Raw genomic sequence first — 16,731 nt, 5'->3', positions numbered from 1 at the left:
CGGGCCGCAGCGATGCCGAACTAGATTGCCCGTGGTTGGGCGTCGGGCGCTGGAAGCGGTGCTTCCATAGCTGTCGTCATCGTTTGTGGAATGGTCAGTTCGATCAACGTTCCGGCCTCTGGCGACGATTCGATGCTTAAGCTCCCACGCACGAGGTAGGCACGCTCACGCAAGCCAACAAGCCCGAAAGACAAATCTTTTCTCGGATGCGCAGGGTCGAAGCCGATGCCATCGTCCTGCACCGAGAGCTGAACGGTAGGCACGTCATAGACCAGCCTCACCTGTACGGTTGAGGCACCAGCATGGCGCGCCACATTGGCCAGACATTCCTGCAGCACGCGATATACGGTGGACGCAAAAGGCTCGGGAAGCTCAAAGTGCTCGGGCATCATCGTTAGCTCGCACCGAATGCGATGGCGCCGCTGAAACGACTCAACAAGCCATCTGCACGCAGGTACAAGGCCGAGATCGTCGAGCATCGAGGGGCGCAAATCGGAGGCGAGCCTCCGTGTCGCACCGATCATGTCATCCACGGCTTGTTCCATTGAACTCAGGCGGTCGGCAACCGGCTTGTTCGTGGCGTCAAGCTTCTGATCCAGCATCTGCATGTCGACCTTAAGCGCCGCCAGCGATTGGGCGAGTTCATCGTGAAGCTCGCGCGAAAGGCGCCGTCGCTCTTCTTCGCGCGCCCGTGAGCTGATCGTTGCCAATTCACGCAACTCCTCTCTCGAGCGTTCCAGCGCCTGTTCGGCGCGCTTTCGTTCGGCAATTTCCTGTCGAAGTTCGACGTTCGTGACGCTGAGTTGGGCGGTGCGGTCCTTGACACGCTGCTCGAGGTGCTCGTTCGCCTCGTTCAGTTGCTGCGTTTTGTCCAAGGCGCGTGCGCGCGCTGCGCTTTCGTTATCCAGGGCTTTCACCAGCATGGCGTAAAGCCTGGTATGTTCAATGATCAGCGCGACAAGAACAAAGCCGGAAGCGACGAGGCCGTAGGCTCGGCCTGCGTAAAAGCCGAGATCGAACCGCCCATGATTGAACATGGCAGACAGTGCGACCTCAAATACCGAGGTGACGGCGACAACCGCACACCATAGATTCAGCAAGGAGTGGCCACGGTGCCGCCATAGGATTGCTGCGGCCAGCACGTTCAGCATCCACACAATGCCCACTGTCGTTGACATTGCACCGGTATATCCATGCCCGCGCATGATGGCCGGCAAGAGGGACGGGTGGGTGGCCAGCGCAGTCAGTCCGTAAGTCAGAAGCAGTACAACGCAGGCAGCCCATAGAACGGGATAGACGGCACGCCGCAACCTGATATGCCGTGTCCGCGCGTTCTCCTGCAAAAGGGCATAGGCGATCAGAGAGATGGGAAATCCTCCGTGCCAGAACATGTAGAGCCACGCTGTCGTTTGCGGGCCCGCACTCAGAAGCCCCGATGCTGAGAACAGCGCCGGAAAGCTGAGCATGTGCACCGCCGCCACCGTGGCGGTAAAGAAGTAGCCGGATGACAGGGCCAGCAATCCTGGAGAGCGGAGCAAGGTGAACTGCCCGACCAGCATCGCGGCGGTGACCAAGTCGTTGATGACGACCGCGGATTCATAGACAGGAATGAACCCCCAGACCTGCGCCAGTTGCCACTGAGCGAACGGCAATACGGCCACAAAGACGACGACGGATGCCAGCATCACTGCCATGACCAGCCGCTGCTGATTCGGCCGAGGCTGGACGGTCGACAGGAAGATGCGGGGATTGCCCCCTTGGTCGCTCAAGATCACTCTCCAATCTGGAACCTGTGCGGGCAGTACGTGGCCGCTGCAATGTGGGGCTGGACGTCATCTCCGACATGGCACCGAACCTTGTCAGGTTTTCCTGACAAGCGGAGCGCTATCGGGCTGATGCGCATTTCATCCCAGGCCGCTTACTCACGTTGACTCGCCTCTGTAGTGTTCAACCTTAGCTTGCAAGTGAGCGTATCAATCTGAGGCAGCGCAGATATTCGGTTGGTGAGCCCCATGCAAGCAGTGAAATCCAGTTCGCGATCATTGCCTGATCAATCGGCAGATCCACCAGAGCCCCCCCGGCTATGAGCGCGTTTCGGCTGCATGCACAGGAGTCCATTCTTATGTCGAGCGAGATCAAACCAATGCACCAGGCACCCTTCTTACGGCGGTCTGCCCGGTATATCGACGGTGCGCGGAAAGACGAAAACTGCGGCGACGAAACGGCGCATGAGCTGGCAGTACCGCGAAATCGTGCGCGAACTGCGGCGAGGACGTCAGGCCTCGGGGTGCGGGTGATGCGGGCGCTCCTGTGCACGCGCCCGCTTGCATATCCCGGCAGCCTATGCAAACACGTCGATATGTACAGCCACTGGGCGTGATTGGCGTAAACCGGTATTGCGTTGTTGAGGTAGGTCAAAGCGCGCTACGTAGCGCCCAATAGGCTAATAGATCAGTTCGCTTTGGTGCTGCTTCGCTATTGAACTTGGTTTTCATTCCGTTTAGATCATGGACACTCGGCGAGTCGAGATTCAATTCCGTCATCTGCCTCCCTCGGATGCCATCAAGGAAGCCGTGAGGCGATTCTGCACCAGACTCAGTGGCCTTCCATGCAGGGTCGAAAGCTGCAGCGTGAGGTTGGCTTCCGAGAGAGCCGAGCCGCTTTGTGGCGGACCCTATTTCGTCCACGTCGAAGTGCAGATGCAGGGGCGGGAGCTTGCAATAGACCAGGCATCGGATGTGGACGTACATGTCGCGCTTCTCAATGCCCTTCGAGATATGCTTGAAATGATCAGGGCGGCAGGATCGAAACGCGGATGTGCAGCATGACTACCGGCTGCCCGCCATAGCCCCTTGAGGTGTGCAATGCCGGAAATCGTCACGCTCACGGTCAATCCCGCCATCGATATCGCCACGTCGGTCGAGTGCTTGACGGATACACACAAGATGCGCTGCACCTCGGCACGCTTTGACCCTGGAGGCGGCGGAGTCAACGTCGCCCGTGTTGTCCACCGCCTGGGCGGGGATTGCGTGGCCATCTACCTTGCCGGCGGCCCGGTGGCTGAGCGATTGGGCCGTCTTTTGTCGGCAGAGGGCTTACCGTTCGTCGCACTCGGGATCGAAGGAGAGACGCGTGAGAACTTTTCCGTGACGGAACTCCGCAGCCACCGGGAATTCCGGTTCGTGATGCCGGGGCCGACCGTTTCGGAACCGGAGTCGCAGCACTGCCTGGATTACCTCGATGCGCTGCAACCTGCGCCGCGCTACCTCGTCCTAAGCGGAAGCCTGCCGCTCGGGGTGGCAGACGACTTCTACGCGCGGGTCATTGATCAGGCCAAGGTTCATGGCAGCCGTGTCGTGCTGGATGCCTCGGGGCCGGCATTGCGCGCGGCGTTGCCGCATGGGCCATACCTGATCAAGCCAAGCCTGAACGAGCTTCGACAGCTGACCGGGCGCGCGTTGGAAACAGAAGCGGATTGCATGGAGACTGCGCAAGAGATTGTCCGCAATGGGCACGCGCATGCGGTCGCGCTCACACTGGGCGCTGGCGGGGCCATGCTTGTCACGCAGGAAGAAATCGTCCGGGCAGGTGCCGTCGCAACGTCATTCCTCAGCACCATTGGAGCCGGCGACAGCTTCGTGGGGGGGATGGTGTGGGCGCTTAACCGGAATGCAGGCATGCGAGAGGCATTTCGATACGGCATGGCAGCGGCCGCAGCAGCGTTGAGCCATGCCGGTACCGAACTTGGCAGCGCCGCCGAGATCGAGCAGCGCTACGCAGAGGTGTCATTGTCTTGAAGCGTACCTGCTCCGACTAGCTCGACCGCGGTTGACGCGCCGGCCGGCGTGCAACGGCGGCTCAATGATCTGTTGTTTGGACAACCAACCTGTCGGACAGGCGTCTGGGGGGCGTTACGGAACGCCCCGGGGTACTACCGGCTCCATTTCACGTGCAGTTCGGTCTCTGCGTTGCCATAGTCAAACGTCAGGTGTCCGTGGAATGCATGGTGAATTGCATGGCCGATGTCGCGCGCCAGATGAAACCCGGTCGTCAGGATGTCAGTGCCGCTGCCCGTGCTTTCGACAGCCATGATGCGCTCCATTGGATGATCGGCGCGCAGATCAGCTTCGCGGTGGCGGGCGAGTGTCAGGATCTCTTCCCGATGGGCCGCCTCAAAGTCTCCAGACAGGTGGATTCGTGCTGCGGGCATCTGGTCGGCGGCACGCTGGCATGCCGAGCAGACCAGGGAAGTGGCCCCAGGTGGCGGGCTGCGCCACAACCAGCGGCCCTTGAGATAGACAGCACCGCAAACTGGGCAGCAGCTTGCAGCCGGTGCCTTGTCGGGTTCCCGATATCGGTTGTGGATCGGCTCGACGGCAAATGGGCTCCAGCGTGCCGGCCGCACTCGTTCGGATTGAGAGCGTTGTTTCATGTTGACTCCTATGAGGGCGAGTTCCTCCGGCCTGTTGCAGACCAGAACCTGCAACGCAGTCGCGGTGGACACTTCTCAGAGTACCTTCCGCAGCGCGGCGCAATTTGGGCTGAATCAAGTCTGCGTGCAGCGGTACTCATCAAATCAGACTTGAGTGGAGATGCGCTCCGATGGCGCGCATGACGGCCAACATGGCAGGCAGCGTTTCCGGCTGCTTCAGAGTCGGGCGCGCGTTCCATGATGTCGCCATCTTCAGAATTGCCGGCGGTTAGACCACGGCATCACGGCAATGCGGGGCTCCAGCGCTCGTCGGGGTCATACCCGCGCATGTGCCGCGTGATCTGGGCGGTATTCGGGCCGAGGTTCCTTTGGTACACGACGCCATCCTGGTTGACGATAAACGTCATGACACCCGATGCCCCGAAGGTTGCGGGAAATGCGACAAGTGCGAATCCGACTGTCATCTGCCCGTCGTCGACATAGCTCCGCGCGCCGCCCGGCGCGTGCTCTCCCTGCCGAGTCAGGATCCGGAAGACGTAGCCATGAAAGGGGATGACCTTGCCCGCGCCTGACGTGTCCTGGCGTTGGGCATCGGCGAGCGCGATGAGCGGCCCCAGTGGGCTCTCTTCATCTCCGGCGGAAGGCACCCAGAACAGGCCATCATGCTTGCCTGGTGAACTGCCAAGGCGCTGTGCAAACACGGCGCGCCCATCTGCGGTGCGGTGCGAAGTGCCATAAGCCAGTTGCGCTTCGACATACGCCCGGCAGACGCGGATTGCGTGTGCCTCGTGGTGGCCAACGCGTCGATCGATGATCTGCTGTGCGCCGGCTTTCGTGTCAAAGCGCCAGCGCGTGCCCCGCCTTGCCAGCGGGATCGGATAGGGCCATTCGTCTTTGCCCAGGAGGATGACTGCATGGCCATCGGCGTCTCGTTCGATTCGATGCCCTTCGTCGTATGCGGAGGCCAGCTTGCTTCGGGCGATCTGTTCGCCGATGGGGTCACCCGATTTCACCAGCGTTGCCCCTGCGGGCCCGAACAGGGCGAGCAGGGCATCCATGTTTCCCGCGCGCCATGCGGACGCCAGTGCCTCGGCGGCGTTCTCGGGTGAAGAGAACGCCTGCTGTGTAGGCTTGTCGGCCCAAGATGGAAGCGCGCTCGCACATGCAGCTAGCATCACCAGTCGCCCGGCTAGGTGGCGCAGGCGCAGCGTTCTACAGAAAGTGCGCATCATCGTCTCCCGTGCCCACCGCCCGCTGCGCCGTGGGGTGCAAAGCCACCGGAGCGTGGTCCAGTAGGCTGGGGCGCGGCGGGCGACATGCGGCTGGCTTGCCCGCGTTGGGCTTGTCCGCGCACATCGGATCCGCGCCCGAACGACTCGAACGTGGGCGGGTAACCAGGTGACTGGCGCCGGGAGGAGCGTGCACCAGGAGCGGGCGCCGGCCTGGCCGGCGGCGGCCGGATTGTCGGATGCACAGGCGAAACCGGGGAGGGGCGTATTACGGAGCCCGCTGGCGGGGTCGGGGGCGTTGGGTAGCCACGAAACCCGCGCCGTGCGTCCGGCGAGATAGCAGAGCCCGGGCCGAACCGCCCCCGCGATGCTCCCGGATATGGCACGCCATGGCGATGCCCCGGGTCATGGGCCCAGATGCCGCTGGGTGGCGGACGACGGCGGTCGATGTTGCCGAAGCGGCCTCGGTCAATATCGATGTGATGGCCGTGCCAGTTCCAATGGCTCCAGCCCCATAACGGAACGACGACCGAAAAACCCACCCACCCGAACCCGAGCCCGCCGATGATCACTCCGCCCCAGATGTCGGGAAAGATGTATGGCGGGTAAGCGGGATAGGGCCACGGTGCATAGACGAGGTAAGGGTCATAGACCGGAACGTAGACCACGTTCGGGTTGGTGGGCTCGATGATGATGGCGCCATCCTGCGTTGACACAACGGCTTGCGTTGTCGACCCGAGGGTGCCGTTGGCCTGAGCCCGGCTGCGCAAGCGCTGGATCGAGTCCATGACCGCGCCCTCGTCGGCCAGAAAGGCATTGCCTACGCGTTCCGTCCAATCCAGGTTGCTGTTCATCATGCGCAAGAGCCCGGGAAACGGCACCAGAGATTTCACGCTCGGATCCCACGGCTGCGGTGCGAGGGCTTCGGCCAGTTGGTCGCCCCCAAGGGCGGCGTGGGCGGGGTCCCGCACCCAGCGATCAGCCTGCACCACTTCAAGCGGATACGTGGCTGCCATGAGGATCTGCGCGATCAATGCATCCGGATACAGGGCAATGGGTGCCAGCATTTGATCGAGCTGCACCGCAGTGGCGGGTTGTGGATCGTTTTCCGGTGCGTCTTGCTGCGACATTGCCGGGCTGCCAAACAAGAGCAGGAGTGCCAGGGCAATGGCCAACTGTCTTACCCATTGCGCTTTCATTGGCTGCCTCCGCAAGAATGGCGGCCGCACGCGCGAACCGGGCGGGGCCCCGATTCATATTGGACGATTGGTTTGGATGGCGATTGATGAGCGTCAACGCACGGGCAACATCCGCGCCGGAATGCGCGAACGGCGGTACGCCCACCGAGGGCCCGTCGTTTGCGATAGCGCAATCAGCGTGCAGCCGCGCTGTCTAGACTGCAAATACCGTTGCGACATCCGTGGAGTCGATCGCCCATGTCCACACCGCTCACACCTTTCCTTGGTGTACGTGAAGTGGCCAGCCGCCTCACCGGCAGCGCTGGCGATTACGACCGCCTTCTGGAGATGGCCCGCGCAAAGCGCTACGTTCTTCTTGGCGAAGCGACGCACGGAACACGCGAGTTCTATCAGACACGTGCAGACATTACGCGGCAGCTGATCATGCTGGGCGGCTTTGATGCCGTCGCCATCGAGGGAGATTGGCCGGATGTGTGGCGCATCAATCGTTATGTTCAGGGCGAGGGCACAGACACCGCCGCCGAGGCACTGGGCGATTTCCAGCGGTTTCCCGAGTGGATGTGGCGCAATCCGGAGATGCTCGACTTCATCACCTGGCTGCATCAGCACAACACGGCCCTGGTGGCCTCAAAGCGTGTTGGCGTCTATGGGTTGGATCTGTACAGCCTGTACAGGTCAGCCGAGGCTGTCATCGAATACCTGCAGAAGACCGACCCGGAACAGGCGGCGGTGGCGCGGATGCACTACGCGGCGCTGGACCACGTGCGTGAACCCATGACTTACGGCTACGAAGCGGCCGCAGGTTTGAGGTTGCCTGCGCAACGTGAGGTGATCGAGCAACTGCGCCGGCTTCGGGCGAGCGAGGCCAGTTTGATCGAGCAGGACGGCATTGCTGCCATCGACTCGCATTTCTTTGCCGAGCAAAACGCCATCGTCGTCGTCAACGCAGAGGCGTACTACCGTGAATCATTCGGGCACCGCGTCAACACGTGGAACCTGCGCGACGCCCACATGGCACAGACGCTGTTTGGTTTGGCTGCGTATCGGCAGCGCCGTGGCGGTGACGGTCGGATCGTGGTGTGGGCGCACAACTCGCATGTGGGCGACGCACGGGCAACGGAATCCGTCAGCCGGCATGAGTGGAACCTTGGGCAGCTCGTGCGCGAGCAGGTTGGCGGTGCCGCTTTGCTCGTCGGCTTTACGACCTATACCGGCCACGTGTGCGCGGCATCCGAGTGGGGTGGCGAGGCCGAGCGAAAATGGGTGCGGCCAGCGCGGCCAGACAGTTGGGAACACCTGTTCCATAGCGCTGGGCTCGATCGCTTCTTCCTCCCGCTTGGCGATACGGTGGCAGATGTGTTCCGTGAGCCACTGCTGGAACGGGCAATCGGCGTGCTGTACCTCCCCAAGACCGAGTACGCGTCGCACTACTTCGATGCCGCCATTGGCGCCCAATTTGACGCGCTGATCCATCTGGACGAAACCTCCGCCATCGAACCATTGAGCACAGCGCTGCTACCGTGAGAAAACGTGTGCGCCGGATTGCATTGCATGTGTCGTTTGGCTAATGCGGTTTTTGCGCGGGCAGCGTCGCCGGAGCGCTGGCGGCAGAACCCGCCTCGGACTTCGGCGGCGGCATTGGGGTCACGTTGCCAGACAGGATCATGTCCAGGTCGTGGCGGTCAACCACCTCCTTGTCCAGCAACATGCGCGACAGTGCTTCCAGTTTGGCGCGCTGGCCTTCCAACGTGGCGCTTACGCGCGCGCTGGCATCGGACAGCACCTTGCGCACTTCCGCATCGATCAACTGAGCGGTGTCTTCGCTATATTCCTTGCGCTCGCGCTGCATCAGGCCTGTACCGGCAAGGAGCGGGTTGGGCGTTTGCTCGTAGGTGGCCAGACCAAGCTGCTCGCTCATGCCGAACTGGGTGATCATCTGGCGCGCCATGTCGGTTGCGCGTTGCAAGTCGTTCTGCGCACCAGTCGATACGTCGTGGTACACGATCTGCTCGGCAACGTAACCGCCCAGCAGCACGTCGAGCCGGTCCAGCAGTTCGCTGTGCTTGAGCAGATAGCGGTCTTCCGTCGGGGTCTGTTGCGTGTAGCCCAGGGCAGCGATACCTCTAGGAATGATGGAAACCTTCGAAACGCGATCGGCCAGCGGCCGGTGCTCGGCCACGATGGCATGGCCTGCTTCGTGGTAGGCGATCGTCTCCTTTTCTTTGGCGTTCATCACGCGGTTCTTCTTCTCAAGGCCACCTACGATGCGATCAAGTGCTTCGTCGAAGTCGACGGTCTGAACGGCGGATTTACCTTCGCGCGCCGCAAGAAGCGCCGCCTCATTGACCAGGTTGGCCAGGTCGGCACCGGCAAAACCCGGCGTTCGCGCGGCGATCTTTCCCAAGTCAACATCGGCCCCCAGCGTGACGTTCCTGGCGTGGACCTTGAGTATCTGCTCTCGACCCTTGAGGTCAGGCCGGTCCAGGGCAACGTGGCGGTCAAACCGTCCGGGACGTAGCAGGGCAGGGTCGAGTATCTCGGGCCGGTTGGTCGCGGCCATGATGATGACGCCCTTGTTGCTGTCAAAGCCGTCCATCTCGACCAGAAGCTGGTTCAGCGTCTGCTCGCGCTCTTCATTGCCGCCGACGAGGTTGAACGCACGCGTCTTGCCCAAGGCATCGAGTTCATCAATGAAGATGATGCACGGCGCCATGGATTCGGCCTGACTGAACAGATCCCGCACGCGCGCCGCACCGACGCCGACGAACATCTCGACAAACTCCGACCCGCTCATGCTGAAAAATGGCACGGCTGCCTCACCGGCAACTGCCTTGGCAAGCAGCGTCTTGCCCGTGCCGGGCGCACCCACAAGCAACACGCCCTTGGGAATCCTGCCGCCCAGGAGCTGATATCGCAGCGGCTCTTTCAGAAAGCTGACGATTTCCGACAGTTCCTCCTTGGCTTCGTCAATGCCGGCAACGTCGGCAAAGGTCACGCCGGTTTCCTTTTGCATGTAAACCTTTGCCTTGCTCTTGCCGATCTCCATCAACCCACCGGCCGCAGCGCCGCCCATGCGCCGGATCAGGAAGTTCCAGACAGCGAAGAACAGGAGCGCCGGCACGACCCACGACAGGAGCGTGCTCAACCATTTGTTGTCCGGCCGACCGACAAAGCGCACCTTGGCGGCCTCCAGCTCCTGAACCAGGGCCGGGTCATTCACGCGAAGGGTCTGGAAAGGATGGTCGCCCTTGCCCGTGCGGTGAATGGCATCGATCTGCTGCTGCGGCAGCAGCCCCTCGATGCCTTCGGTCGAGAAAGTACCTGTGATGTCCTGGTCACCAATGGCGACTTCCCTGATCTTGCCCGCATGCAGGAGGACCTTGAAGTCGCTATAGGGAAGGGTGTCGACCTGCTCGGACATGAATAGCGTTTGGAGCGCCAGCACGGTCAACGCGACGATGACGGCGTACCAGAGCGAGAACCTTTGCTGCCGTGGCTGCATACTCTCTTTCACTTCGTCACCCTCGCATGGTCGTGCGCCAACCAACGTCCGATCGAACCTTGATGTTCGTGCTTGAGCCGGTTGGGCGGTTGATGCGGATCAACCACCGGCCACGTCCCACCGTCTTGCAGCGGGAAGATTTGCGTTGCGGCTATTGGCGGCGTACGCGCGATGGCGGAAACAGCCTCCAGCAACCGGCCTGGTGACGGAAGAAGACGATGGCAAGTGGGCGGGCGGATGTCGTCAATTCCGCTCGCACGCAGCCACAATCAACGCCCGGGCAATGCAGGCGCGTGATTCGCAGATGCGGTGTGTCACTCAGGCCAAACCATTTGGCGACCAGCTCGCGCAACGAGGTGTCGTATTGGGGCATGGTGTTCTCCGGCGTCACGCGGCCCGAGCCTGTGGCTGTGCAGTCCGCCATTCGGAGGAAAGTGCCACCAGCACCAGCTTGAATAGCGTGCGCGCAGCGCGTATTGGGCTTTTCAGGCACGCCTCCACCTGTGCGCTGCGGCATTCTCCAAACAGACACCACGAACAGAAATGCTCGCAGTTGTTGGTCAACAGCCGATAGTTGCGCTCGCCCAGGCGTGAACCGGCACGGCGGGCGACTTCTTCGCCGTCGTAGCAGGGGCTGGCATCGCGCTGGATTGTCACCGCAAAACCACATGCAAAGCAGCCAATGGAGATGCGCTCGACCGGCCCGCAGCGCTGGCGGCGGGAGAAGCCGGCGTAGTGAATCACCTGCCCGTTGCCGACATAGATGCCGTGGTGTTCGTATCCATCGCGTTCTGCCACGAGGTGCGCGCCAACAGGAAGCACAAGGTCAAAAGCGGCGACGTCGTGCCGGTCGTTCCACTTGGCGATGCGTTCGATGTTCTGGCTCATGGCGCGCTCCGTTTTACTGGCTGGGCGTTGTCGTGTTCCGAGGGCGATTCGACAAGACGCTGCTGCTTGCTGGCGTGTCACCAGTATTGGCAGTGCACGCGCTCGCGTCATGCAGGCTGCGCTGAGAATGCTGTCGGAGCTGCGGATTTCCATGTCAGGAAAGCCTGACACGGTGGCCGGCGGCTCAGAAGCGATGTGCTGGGTACGAATCCCGTGACACCTGTGCGGCGGCCGCTCTGCGCGGCCGTTGATCTGCCGCAAGGCGCTCCGGCGCCGCCGTGCCACGATGAATCTGCTGGCCCGGAGACCCCGGGAGCCGATCATCAGGAGGCAGTCATGAGTCAACTCAAGCGTTATGACCCGTTCGCCATCGAGCCGGTGGGCGATATCTTCCAGGGGCTTTTGCGCTCATTTCGCGGCAGCATGGATGGCGCGCTGCCGTTCAAGGTAGACGTAACCGAGTCGGATAAGGCATACAGCGTTGTTGCTGAAATTCCGGGTGCGAAGAAGGAAGACATCGACGTGACGGTCGATCGCGGCACAGTCATGATCTCGGCCAAGGTGGAACGCAATTCCGAGGAAAAGGAAGGTGAACGCATCATCCGCAGCGAGCGCTACAGCGGATCCATGCAGCGCATGTTCACGCTCGATGCGGCAGTCGATGAAAGCAAGGTCGACGCCACGTACGAGAACGGACTGCTGCGCGTGACGCTGCCCAAGAAGGAAGCGTCACCGCAGCAGCGCGTCACGATTCGCTGAGCAGTAGGGGCGATGGCATGCGGCTGCAATTTCTCGGCGCCACCGACACGGTGACCGGATCGAAGTACGTGCTTGAGACCGGCGGGCGCCGTGTCATGGTCGACTGCGGGCTGTTTCAGGGCTACAAGTCATTGCGACTGCGCAACTGGGACAAGCTCGCCGTCAACCCACACCACATCGATGCAGTGGTGCTCACGCATGCGCATATCGATCACAGCGGCTACCTGCCGCTGCTCGTGCGCAATGGGTTCCACGGCCCTGTCTATTGCACGAAAGGCACCGCAGAACTGTGCAACATCCTGCTGCCTGACAGCGCCCGGCTTGCACAGGAGGATGCCCAGTACGCGAATGCCGAGGGGTTCTCGCGCCATCATCCCGCGTTGCCGCTCTACGATGAAAAGGACGCCGCCAGGGCATTGCGCCGTCTGCATCCCGTTGGTTATGGCGAGCGCTTTCCCGTTGCTGAGGGTGTGGAAGCGGAGTTTCACCGTGCAGGACACATCATTGGTGCGGCCACGGCGACATTGCTGGCCGAGGGCCGTCGCATCGTCTTTTCTGGCGATCTGGGGCGGCAGGTCGATCCTGTCATGCGGCCACCCGAGCCCATTGCGGAGGCCGATACCTTGCTGGTGGAATCCACTTATGGCGATCGCGTGCATCCGGCGGGTGACCCGCTCGATGCGCTCCAGCAGGTTGTGCAGCGGACAATCGGTCAGGGCGGCACGCTGCTGATTCCCGCCTTTGCGGTGGGGCGTACGCAAGAGCTGTTGTATTGCCTCTATACGCTGATCCGCGAACATCGGATCCCGCATGTGCCGATCTACCTTGACAGCCCGATGGCCGAACTGGCGACCGGGGTGTTTGCACATCATGTTGACGATCTGCATATCGGGGCTGCCGATTGCCAGGCCGCCTGTGCGTTGGCCATTCCGGTGCAGAGCCCTGAACAGTCGAGGCATTTGGGAAGCGATCGCGCACCTAAGATCATCCTTGCGGCAAGCGGCATGGCAACGGGCGGCCGTGTGCTGCATCACCTCAAGAGCTTTGGCGGCGGCAAGCGCAACGCCATCCTGATGTCAGGGTTCCAGGCGGCCGGCACACGTGGCGCGGCGCTGCTGGCCGGTCAACGGGCATTGCGGGTGCACGGACGTGAGGTCGCCATCCGGGCCTCGGTTGAACAGATTCAGAATCTGTCCGCCCACGCGGATGTCAATGAACTGATGACTTGGCTAAGGGGCTTCACGCGGGCGCCGCGGCAGACCTTCATCGTGCATGGAGAGCCCGCAGCCAGCGACGCCTTGCGCCAGCGCATCGAGCATGAGCTGCAGTGGTCAGTCCGCATGCCGGAGTATCGCCAGTCCTACGATCTGGAGGGGTCATGACCGAGCCGGTCGTTGGTCTGGATCCGCAGCGTGTGCTGATTGCCATGCCGGGCTGCGAAGCTGCCACCATGCGCCTTGCCACGCCGCTGAGCGCCGAGTTGGGCCATGCGGCCGTGAGCCACTTTCCGGACGGCGAGTCCTACGTTCGGCTTTACACACCCGTGCACGGCGCAGAGGTGGCCATCGTCTGCACGCTCGATCATCCCGACGAGAAGCTGTTGCCACTGCTGTGGCTGGCGATTGCCGCACGCCAGGGCGGGGCGCGCCGTGTTGGATTGATCGCGCCGTACTTGGCGTACATGCGGCAGGACGTCATCTTCAAAGCGGGCGAGATTCGCGCAGCAGAGCACTTTGCCGCCTTGCTGAATCCGGTATTTGACTGGCTTGTCACGGTGGATCCGCATTTGCACCGCATTTCACATTTATCGAATGTCTATCGCATGCCGACCGTGGCCGTGGAAGCCGCGCCTGCCATCGCCGCATGGATCCAGACTCACGTAAAGGCACCGTTCCTGATCGGGCCCGACGACGAAAGCAGGCAGTGGGTCGAGCATGTGGCTGGCCTTTGCCAGGCTCCATGGGCGGCATTGACCAAAACGCGACACAGCGCATGGCACGTGGAAATTGCGGATTTGCCAAACATTCCACCGGGGTGTGCGCCCGTGCTGGTCGACGACATCATCTCAACGGGGCGCACGATGCTCGCCGCAGCAAGCTTGCTGCAGCGAGCGGGGAAACCGCAGCCGGTTTGCGTTGGCGTGCACGCTGTGTTTGCCGCCGACGCGTATAGCCAGCTCTGCGCGGTGAGCGCAGAGATCGTGACGTGCGACACCATCCCGCATCCCTCGAACGAGATTGCACTCACAGAACCGTTGGTTGACGCCGTTTCAAGCATGTTCGATTTACCCCTGCCTTCTGGCAGGCAGGTGCTTGTTTGACCAGGGCACTTTCGTATCTGGAGGCCATCATGAAAGAGATCAGGTTCCTGCCTGACGAGCCGACATACTGCGCCGCAGGGCCGCGTCTGCAATGCCGCGCGTCGGTCGATGGCAGCTCCGCAAGCTATGCAATCACGGCCGAGGCACTCGAAGACCACTTTGGCGCGCGCTCCTGCCGGTCGGACGATCTGCTCAGCGCGTTCAAAGGGCATCGGGGCGACATCGAAAACGTCGCACGCATGCTGTTCGAGCAAACCGGCTCCAAGGAGATCACGCTGCACAGCGGGCACTTCCGTTTCGCCGGCTGACGTGGCTGTCATGAGCACCCTCTCCATGCCTCCGGCTGACGCACCCGTCGTGCCGCAGGGATGCCTCAGCTTCAAGGCGCTTGGCATTGACACGTGGCAGGAGCACGTCATCTACATGCACCCGGATAGCGCGATCTGCCGGTCGGAAGGCTTTACAGCGCAGGCTCGTGTGGAAGTCCAGATCGGGCAGCGATCGACGATCGCCACGCTGAACCTGGTCGGGTCGGAGCTGCTAGAGAAGCATGAGGTGAGCCTCTCAGCCGCCGCGGTCGATGCGTTGATGGCGCGTCCAGGGGACGAGGTTTGCGTCAGGCATGCGCCGTCGCTCGAGTCGCTGCGCGCACTGCGCGCCAAGATCTACGGTGGGCATCTGGATGCAAAACAACTGCAGGAGATCATCTCTGACATCTCGCACGAGCGCTATGCCGATGTCCATATCGCCGCTTTCCTGAGCGCTTGTGCAGCCGGCCGCATGACCATCAAGGAGACCATCGACCTCACGCAAGCCATGGTCGACTCGGGCGAGCGCCTGCAGTGGGACCGCGCGGTCGTGGCAGACAAGCACTGCGTGGGCGGTCTTCCGGGCAATCGCACCAGCCCCATCGTCGTTGCCATCTGTGCGGCGGCGGGGCTGCTGCTGCCCAAGACTTCATCGCGTGCGATCACCTCGCCAGCGGGTACCGCCGACATGATGGAAACACTCACCCGCGTCAACTTGACCGCTGCTGAGCTGCGATGCGTAGTGGGGCAGGTTGGGGCATCGCTCGCGTGGGGTGGGGCGTTGAGCCTCAGCCCGGCGGACGACGTCTTGATTCGCGTGGAAAGGGCCCTTGATGTCGACAGCGATGCCCAGCTCGTGGCGTCCATTCTTTCTAAGAAGATCGCGGCCGGGTCCACCCATGTGCTGATCGATGTGCCCGTAGGCCCGACGGCCAAAGTCCGTAGCGTCGAAGATCTCGAACGCCTTGAAATGCTGCTCAAGCGCGTGGCCCAGGCGTTCGGGGTACAGGTGCTGATGGTGCGCACGGATGGCGCGCAACCCGTTGGCCGCGGGATCGGCCCTGCGCTGGAGGCAAGAGACGTTCTGGGCGTACTTGAGCGCTCCCCCACGGCGCCATTCGACTTGCGGGAACGGTCGTTATTGCTTGCCGGCGCATTGCTGGAGTTTTGCGGCGCAGCTGTTGCCGGAGCGGGGCTCGACATGGCAACCGGCTTGTTGGATAGCGGTGCCGCATGGCGGAAGTTCGAAGCGATTTGCGAGGCGCAGGGCGGCTTGCGCATCCCCGGAGAAGCCGTTTTCCGCCGCGACGTCGTCGCCGAGCAAAACGGCATCGTCACCAACATCGACAACCGCCACCTTGCCCGCATCGCAAAACTTGCGGGCGCACCGATGCGTCAAGTCGCGGGGGTGGAAATGCATGTGCGACTGCGCGATCAGGTGAGCGTCGGACAACCGCTGTTCACGATTCACGCGCAAGCCTCGGGCGAGCTGGAGTATTCGTCGGCATATGCGTTGACGCATGCCGTGGTGGGGCTGTCTCCGATGGGTGGTTGACATCAAGCACCAAACGAAAGACACATTGCTTTACAATCCACGCATGCCACGTGCGACCGCAAGCATCTCGCTTCGGGCAATGCTGTTGTTGACCATCGTGTTGATGCAGCTGCTAAGCCCGCTTCTGCACGGCCATCTCGGAACACCGAAACAATTTGGCCTGCACGTGCACACCGCGCTTCCTGCTGCGGTTGATTCTCATTTTCACTTCACATCGTTTGCCCACCGTCCTCCCATTGAGGAGACGGTCGCCATTGACCTTCATGACTGGGCATTGACGAGCCAGGAACCCTTCGAGGTGGATGTCGAGCCTGCCATTGGCCCTGCGGATCTGGGTGCATTTCTTTGGGCAGCGGCGGCGCCAGGGGTATCCGCGCTGACGTTCCTACTGCTCGCGGCGCTTGCTGGCGCCGCGGTATTTCGTCCCGCCTATCGGCCGGCGCCTGTTCGAGCGCGCTGGCGCGATCGCATCAATCGGCCACCTCCGGCCCAAGCGCCTCCGCCGCAGTCCTGATCCGTACCCGGTTGACGGCCGGCGT

At 62.2% G+C, this 16,731-nt stretch carries 15 protein-coding genes; 9 read left to right on the top strand and 6 right to left on the bottom strand.

What is annotated here, in order from left to right:
- Nucleotides 1-20: 20 nt before the first annotated feature.
- Complete coding sequence (locus tag NG898_RS24085) at nt 21-1,769, bottom strand: sensor histidine kinase (protein ID WP_260785182.1); 1,749 nt, start codon at nt 1,767-1,769, stop codon at nt 21-23.
- A gap of 738 nt (nt 1,770-2,507) precedes the next feature.
- On the opposite strand from NG898_RS24085, the gene NG898_RS26275 reads away from it, so the two are divergent.
- Complete coding sequence (locus NG898_RS26275) at nt 2,508-2,828, top strand: HPF/RaiA family ribosome-associated protein (protein WP_392398047.1); 321 nt, start codon at nt 2,508-2,510, stop codon at nt 2,826-2,828.
- 36 nt (nt 2,829-2,864) lie between these two features.
- A complete protein-coding gene (locus NG898_RS24080; protein ID WP_252694802.1) occupies nt 2,865-3,797 on the top strand; it encodes a 1-phosphofructokinase family hexose kinase in 933 nt (310 codons plus the stop codon).
- 134 nt (nt 3,798-3,931) lie between these two features.
- On the opposite strand, the gene NG898_RS24075 is transcribed toward NG898_RS24080, so the two are convergent.
- The 3 genes from NG898_RS24075 to NG898_RS24065 form a co-directional block, all read right to left on the bottom strand.
- Complete coding sequence (locus tag NG898_RS24075) at nt 3,932-4,432, bottom strand: BCAM0308 family protein (RefSeq protein WP_252694801.1); 501 nt, start codon at nt 4,430-4,432, stop codon at nt 3,932-3,934.
- Between the two features lie 281 nt (nt 4,433-4,713).
- Nucleotides 4,714-5,607: a DUF2950 domain-containing protein gene (locus tag NG898_RS24070; RefSeq protein WP_252694941.1), complete on the bottom strand. Its 894-nt coding sequence runs from the start codon at nt 5,605-5,607 to the stop codon at nt 4,714-4,716.
- Between the two features lie 53 nt (nt 5,608-5,660).
- Nucleotides 5,661-6,791, bottom strand: a complete 1,131-nt coding sequence (locus NG898_RS24065) for a DUF3300 domain-containing protein (RefSeq protein WP_252694800.1) — start codon at nt 6,789-6,791, stop codon at nt 5,661-5,663.
- Nucleotides 6,792-7,097: 306 nt separating this feature from the next.
- Between NG898_RS24065 and NG898_RS24060 the strand changes: the two genes are divergently transcribed.
- On the top strand, nt 7,098-8,384 hold the full coding sequence (locus NG898_RS24060; protein WP_252694799.1) for an erythromycin esterase family protein: 1,287 nt from the start codon (nt 7,098-7,100) through the stop codon (nt 8,382-8,384).
- A 40-nt stretch (nt 8,385-8,424) separates the two neighbouring features.
- On the opposite strand, the gene ftsH is transcribed toward NG898_RS24060, so the two are convergent.
- Nucleotides 8,425-10,362 (bottom strand): ATP-dependent zinc metalloprotease FtsH, encoded by a 1,938-nt coding sequence (ftsH, locus tag NG898_RS24055; protein WP_252694798.1) that lies wholly within the window; start codon nt 10,360-10,362, stop codon nt 8,425-8,427.
- Between the two features lie 387 nt (nt 10,363-10,749).
- The gene (locus tag NG898_RS24050; protein ID WP_252694797.1) at nt 10,750-11,250 is read right to left on the bottom strand and encodes a lecithin retinol acyltransferase family protein; all 501 of its coding nucleotides are present in this window, start codon (nt 11,248-11,250) and stop codon (nt 10,750-10,752) included.
- Between the two features lie 336 nt (nt 11,251-11,586).
- Between NG898_RS24050 and NG898_RS24045 the strand changes: the two genes are divergently transcribed.
- The 6 genes from NG898_RS24045 to NG898_RS24020 all read left to right on the top strand — a co-directional run bounded on the left by NG898_RS24045 (nt 11,587) and on the right by NG898_RS24020 (nt 16,706).
- Nucleotides 11,587-12,009, top strand: coding sequence for an Hsp20/alpha crystallin family protein (locus NG898_RS24045; protein WP_252694796.1), 423 nt, complete (start codon nt 11,587-11,589; stop codon nt 12,007-12,009).
- 17 nt (nt 12,010-12,026) lie between these two features.
- Complete coding sequence (locus NG898_RS24040; protein WP_252694795.1) at nt 12,027-13,391, top strand: MBL fold metallo-hydrolase RNA specificity domain-containing protein; 1,365 nt, start codon at nt 12,027-12,029, stop codon at nt 13,389-13,391.
- Entirely contained in the window at nt 13,388-14,329 is a 942-nt protein-coding gene (locus NG898_RS24035; protein WP_252694794.1) for a ribose-phosphate pyrophosphokinase, read from the top strand. Before NG898_RS24040 ends, NG898_RS24035 begins: the two co-directional genes overlap by 4 nt.
- A 29-nt stretch (nt 14,330-14,358) precedes the next feature.
- Complete coding sequence (locus NG898_RS24030) at nt 14,359-14,637, top strand: DUF1488 family protein (protein WP_252694793.1); 279 nt, start codon at nt 14,359-14,361, stop codon at nt 14,635-14,637.
- 10 nt (nt 14,638-14,647) lie between these two features.
- Complete coding sequence (locus tag NG898_RS24025; protein ID WP_252694792.1) at nt 14,648-16,192, top strand: thymidine phosphorylase family protein; 1,545 nt, start codon at nt 14,648-14,650, stop codon at nt 16,190-16,192.
- A 79-nt stretch (nt 16,193-16,271) separates the two neighbouring features.
- Nucleotides 16,272-16,706: a hypothetical protein gene (locus tag NG898_RS24020; protein ID WP_252694791.1), complete on the top strand. Its 435-nt coding sequence runs from the start codon at nt 16,272-16,274 to the stop codon at nt 16,704-16,706.
- Nucleotides 16,707-16,731 lie beyond the last annotated feature (25 nt).

The sequence above is a fragment of the Ralstonia mojiangensis genome, from assembly GCF_023955645.1.
In the GTDB taxonomy this organism is placed as follows: Bacteria; Pseudomonadota; Gammaproteobacteria; order Burkholderiales; family Burkholderiaceae; genus Ralstonia; species Ralstonia mojiangensis.
The sequence above is the reverse complement of the archived record's forward strand: the minus strand, read 5'-3'. Positions and strand labels throughout refer to the sequence as shown.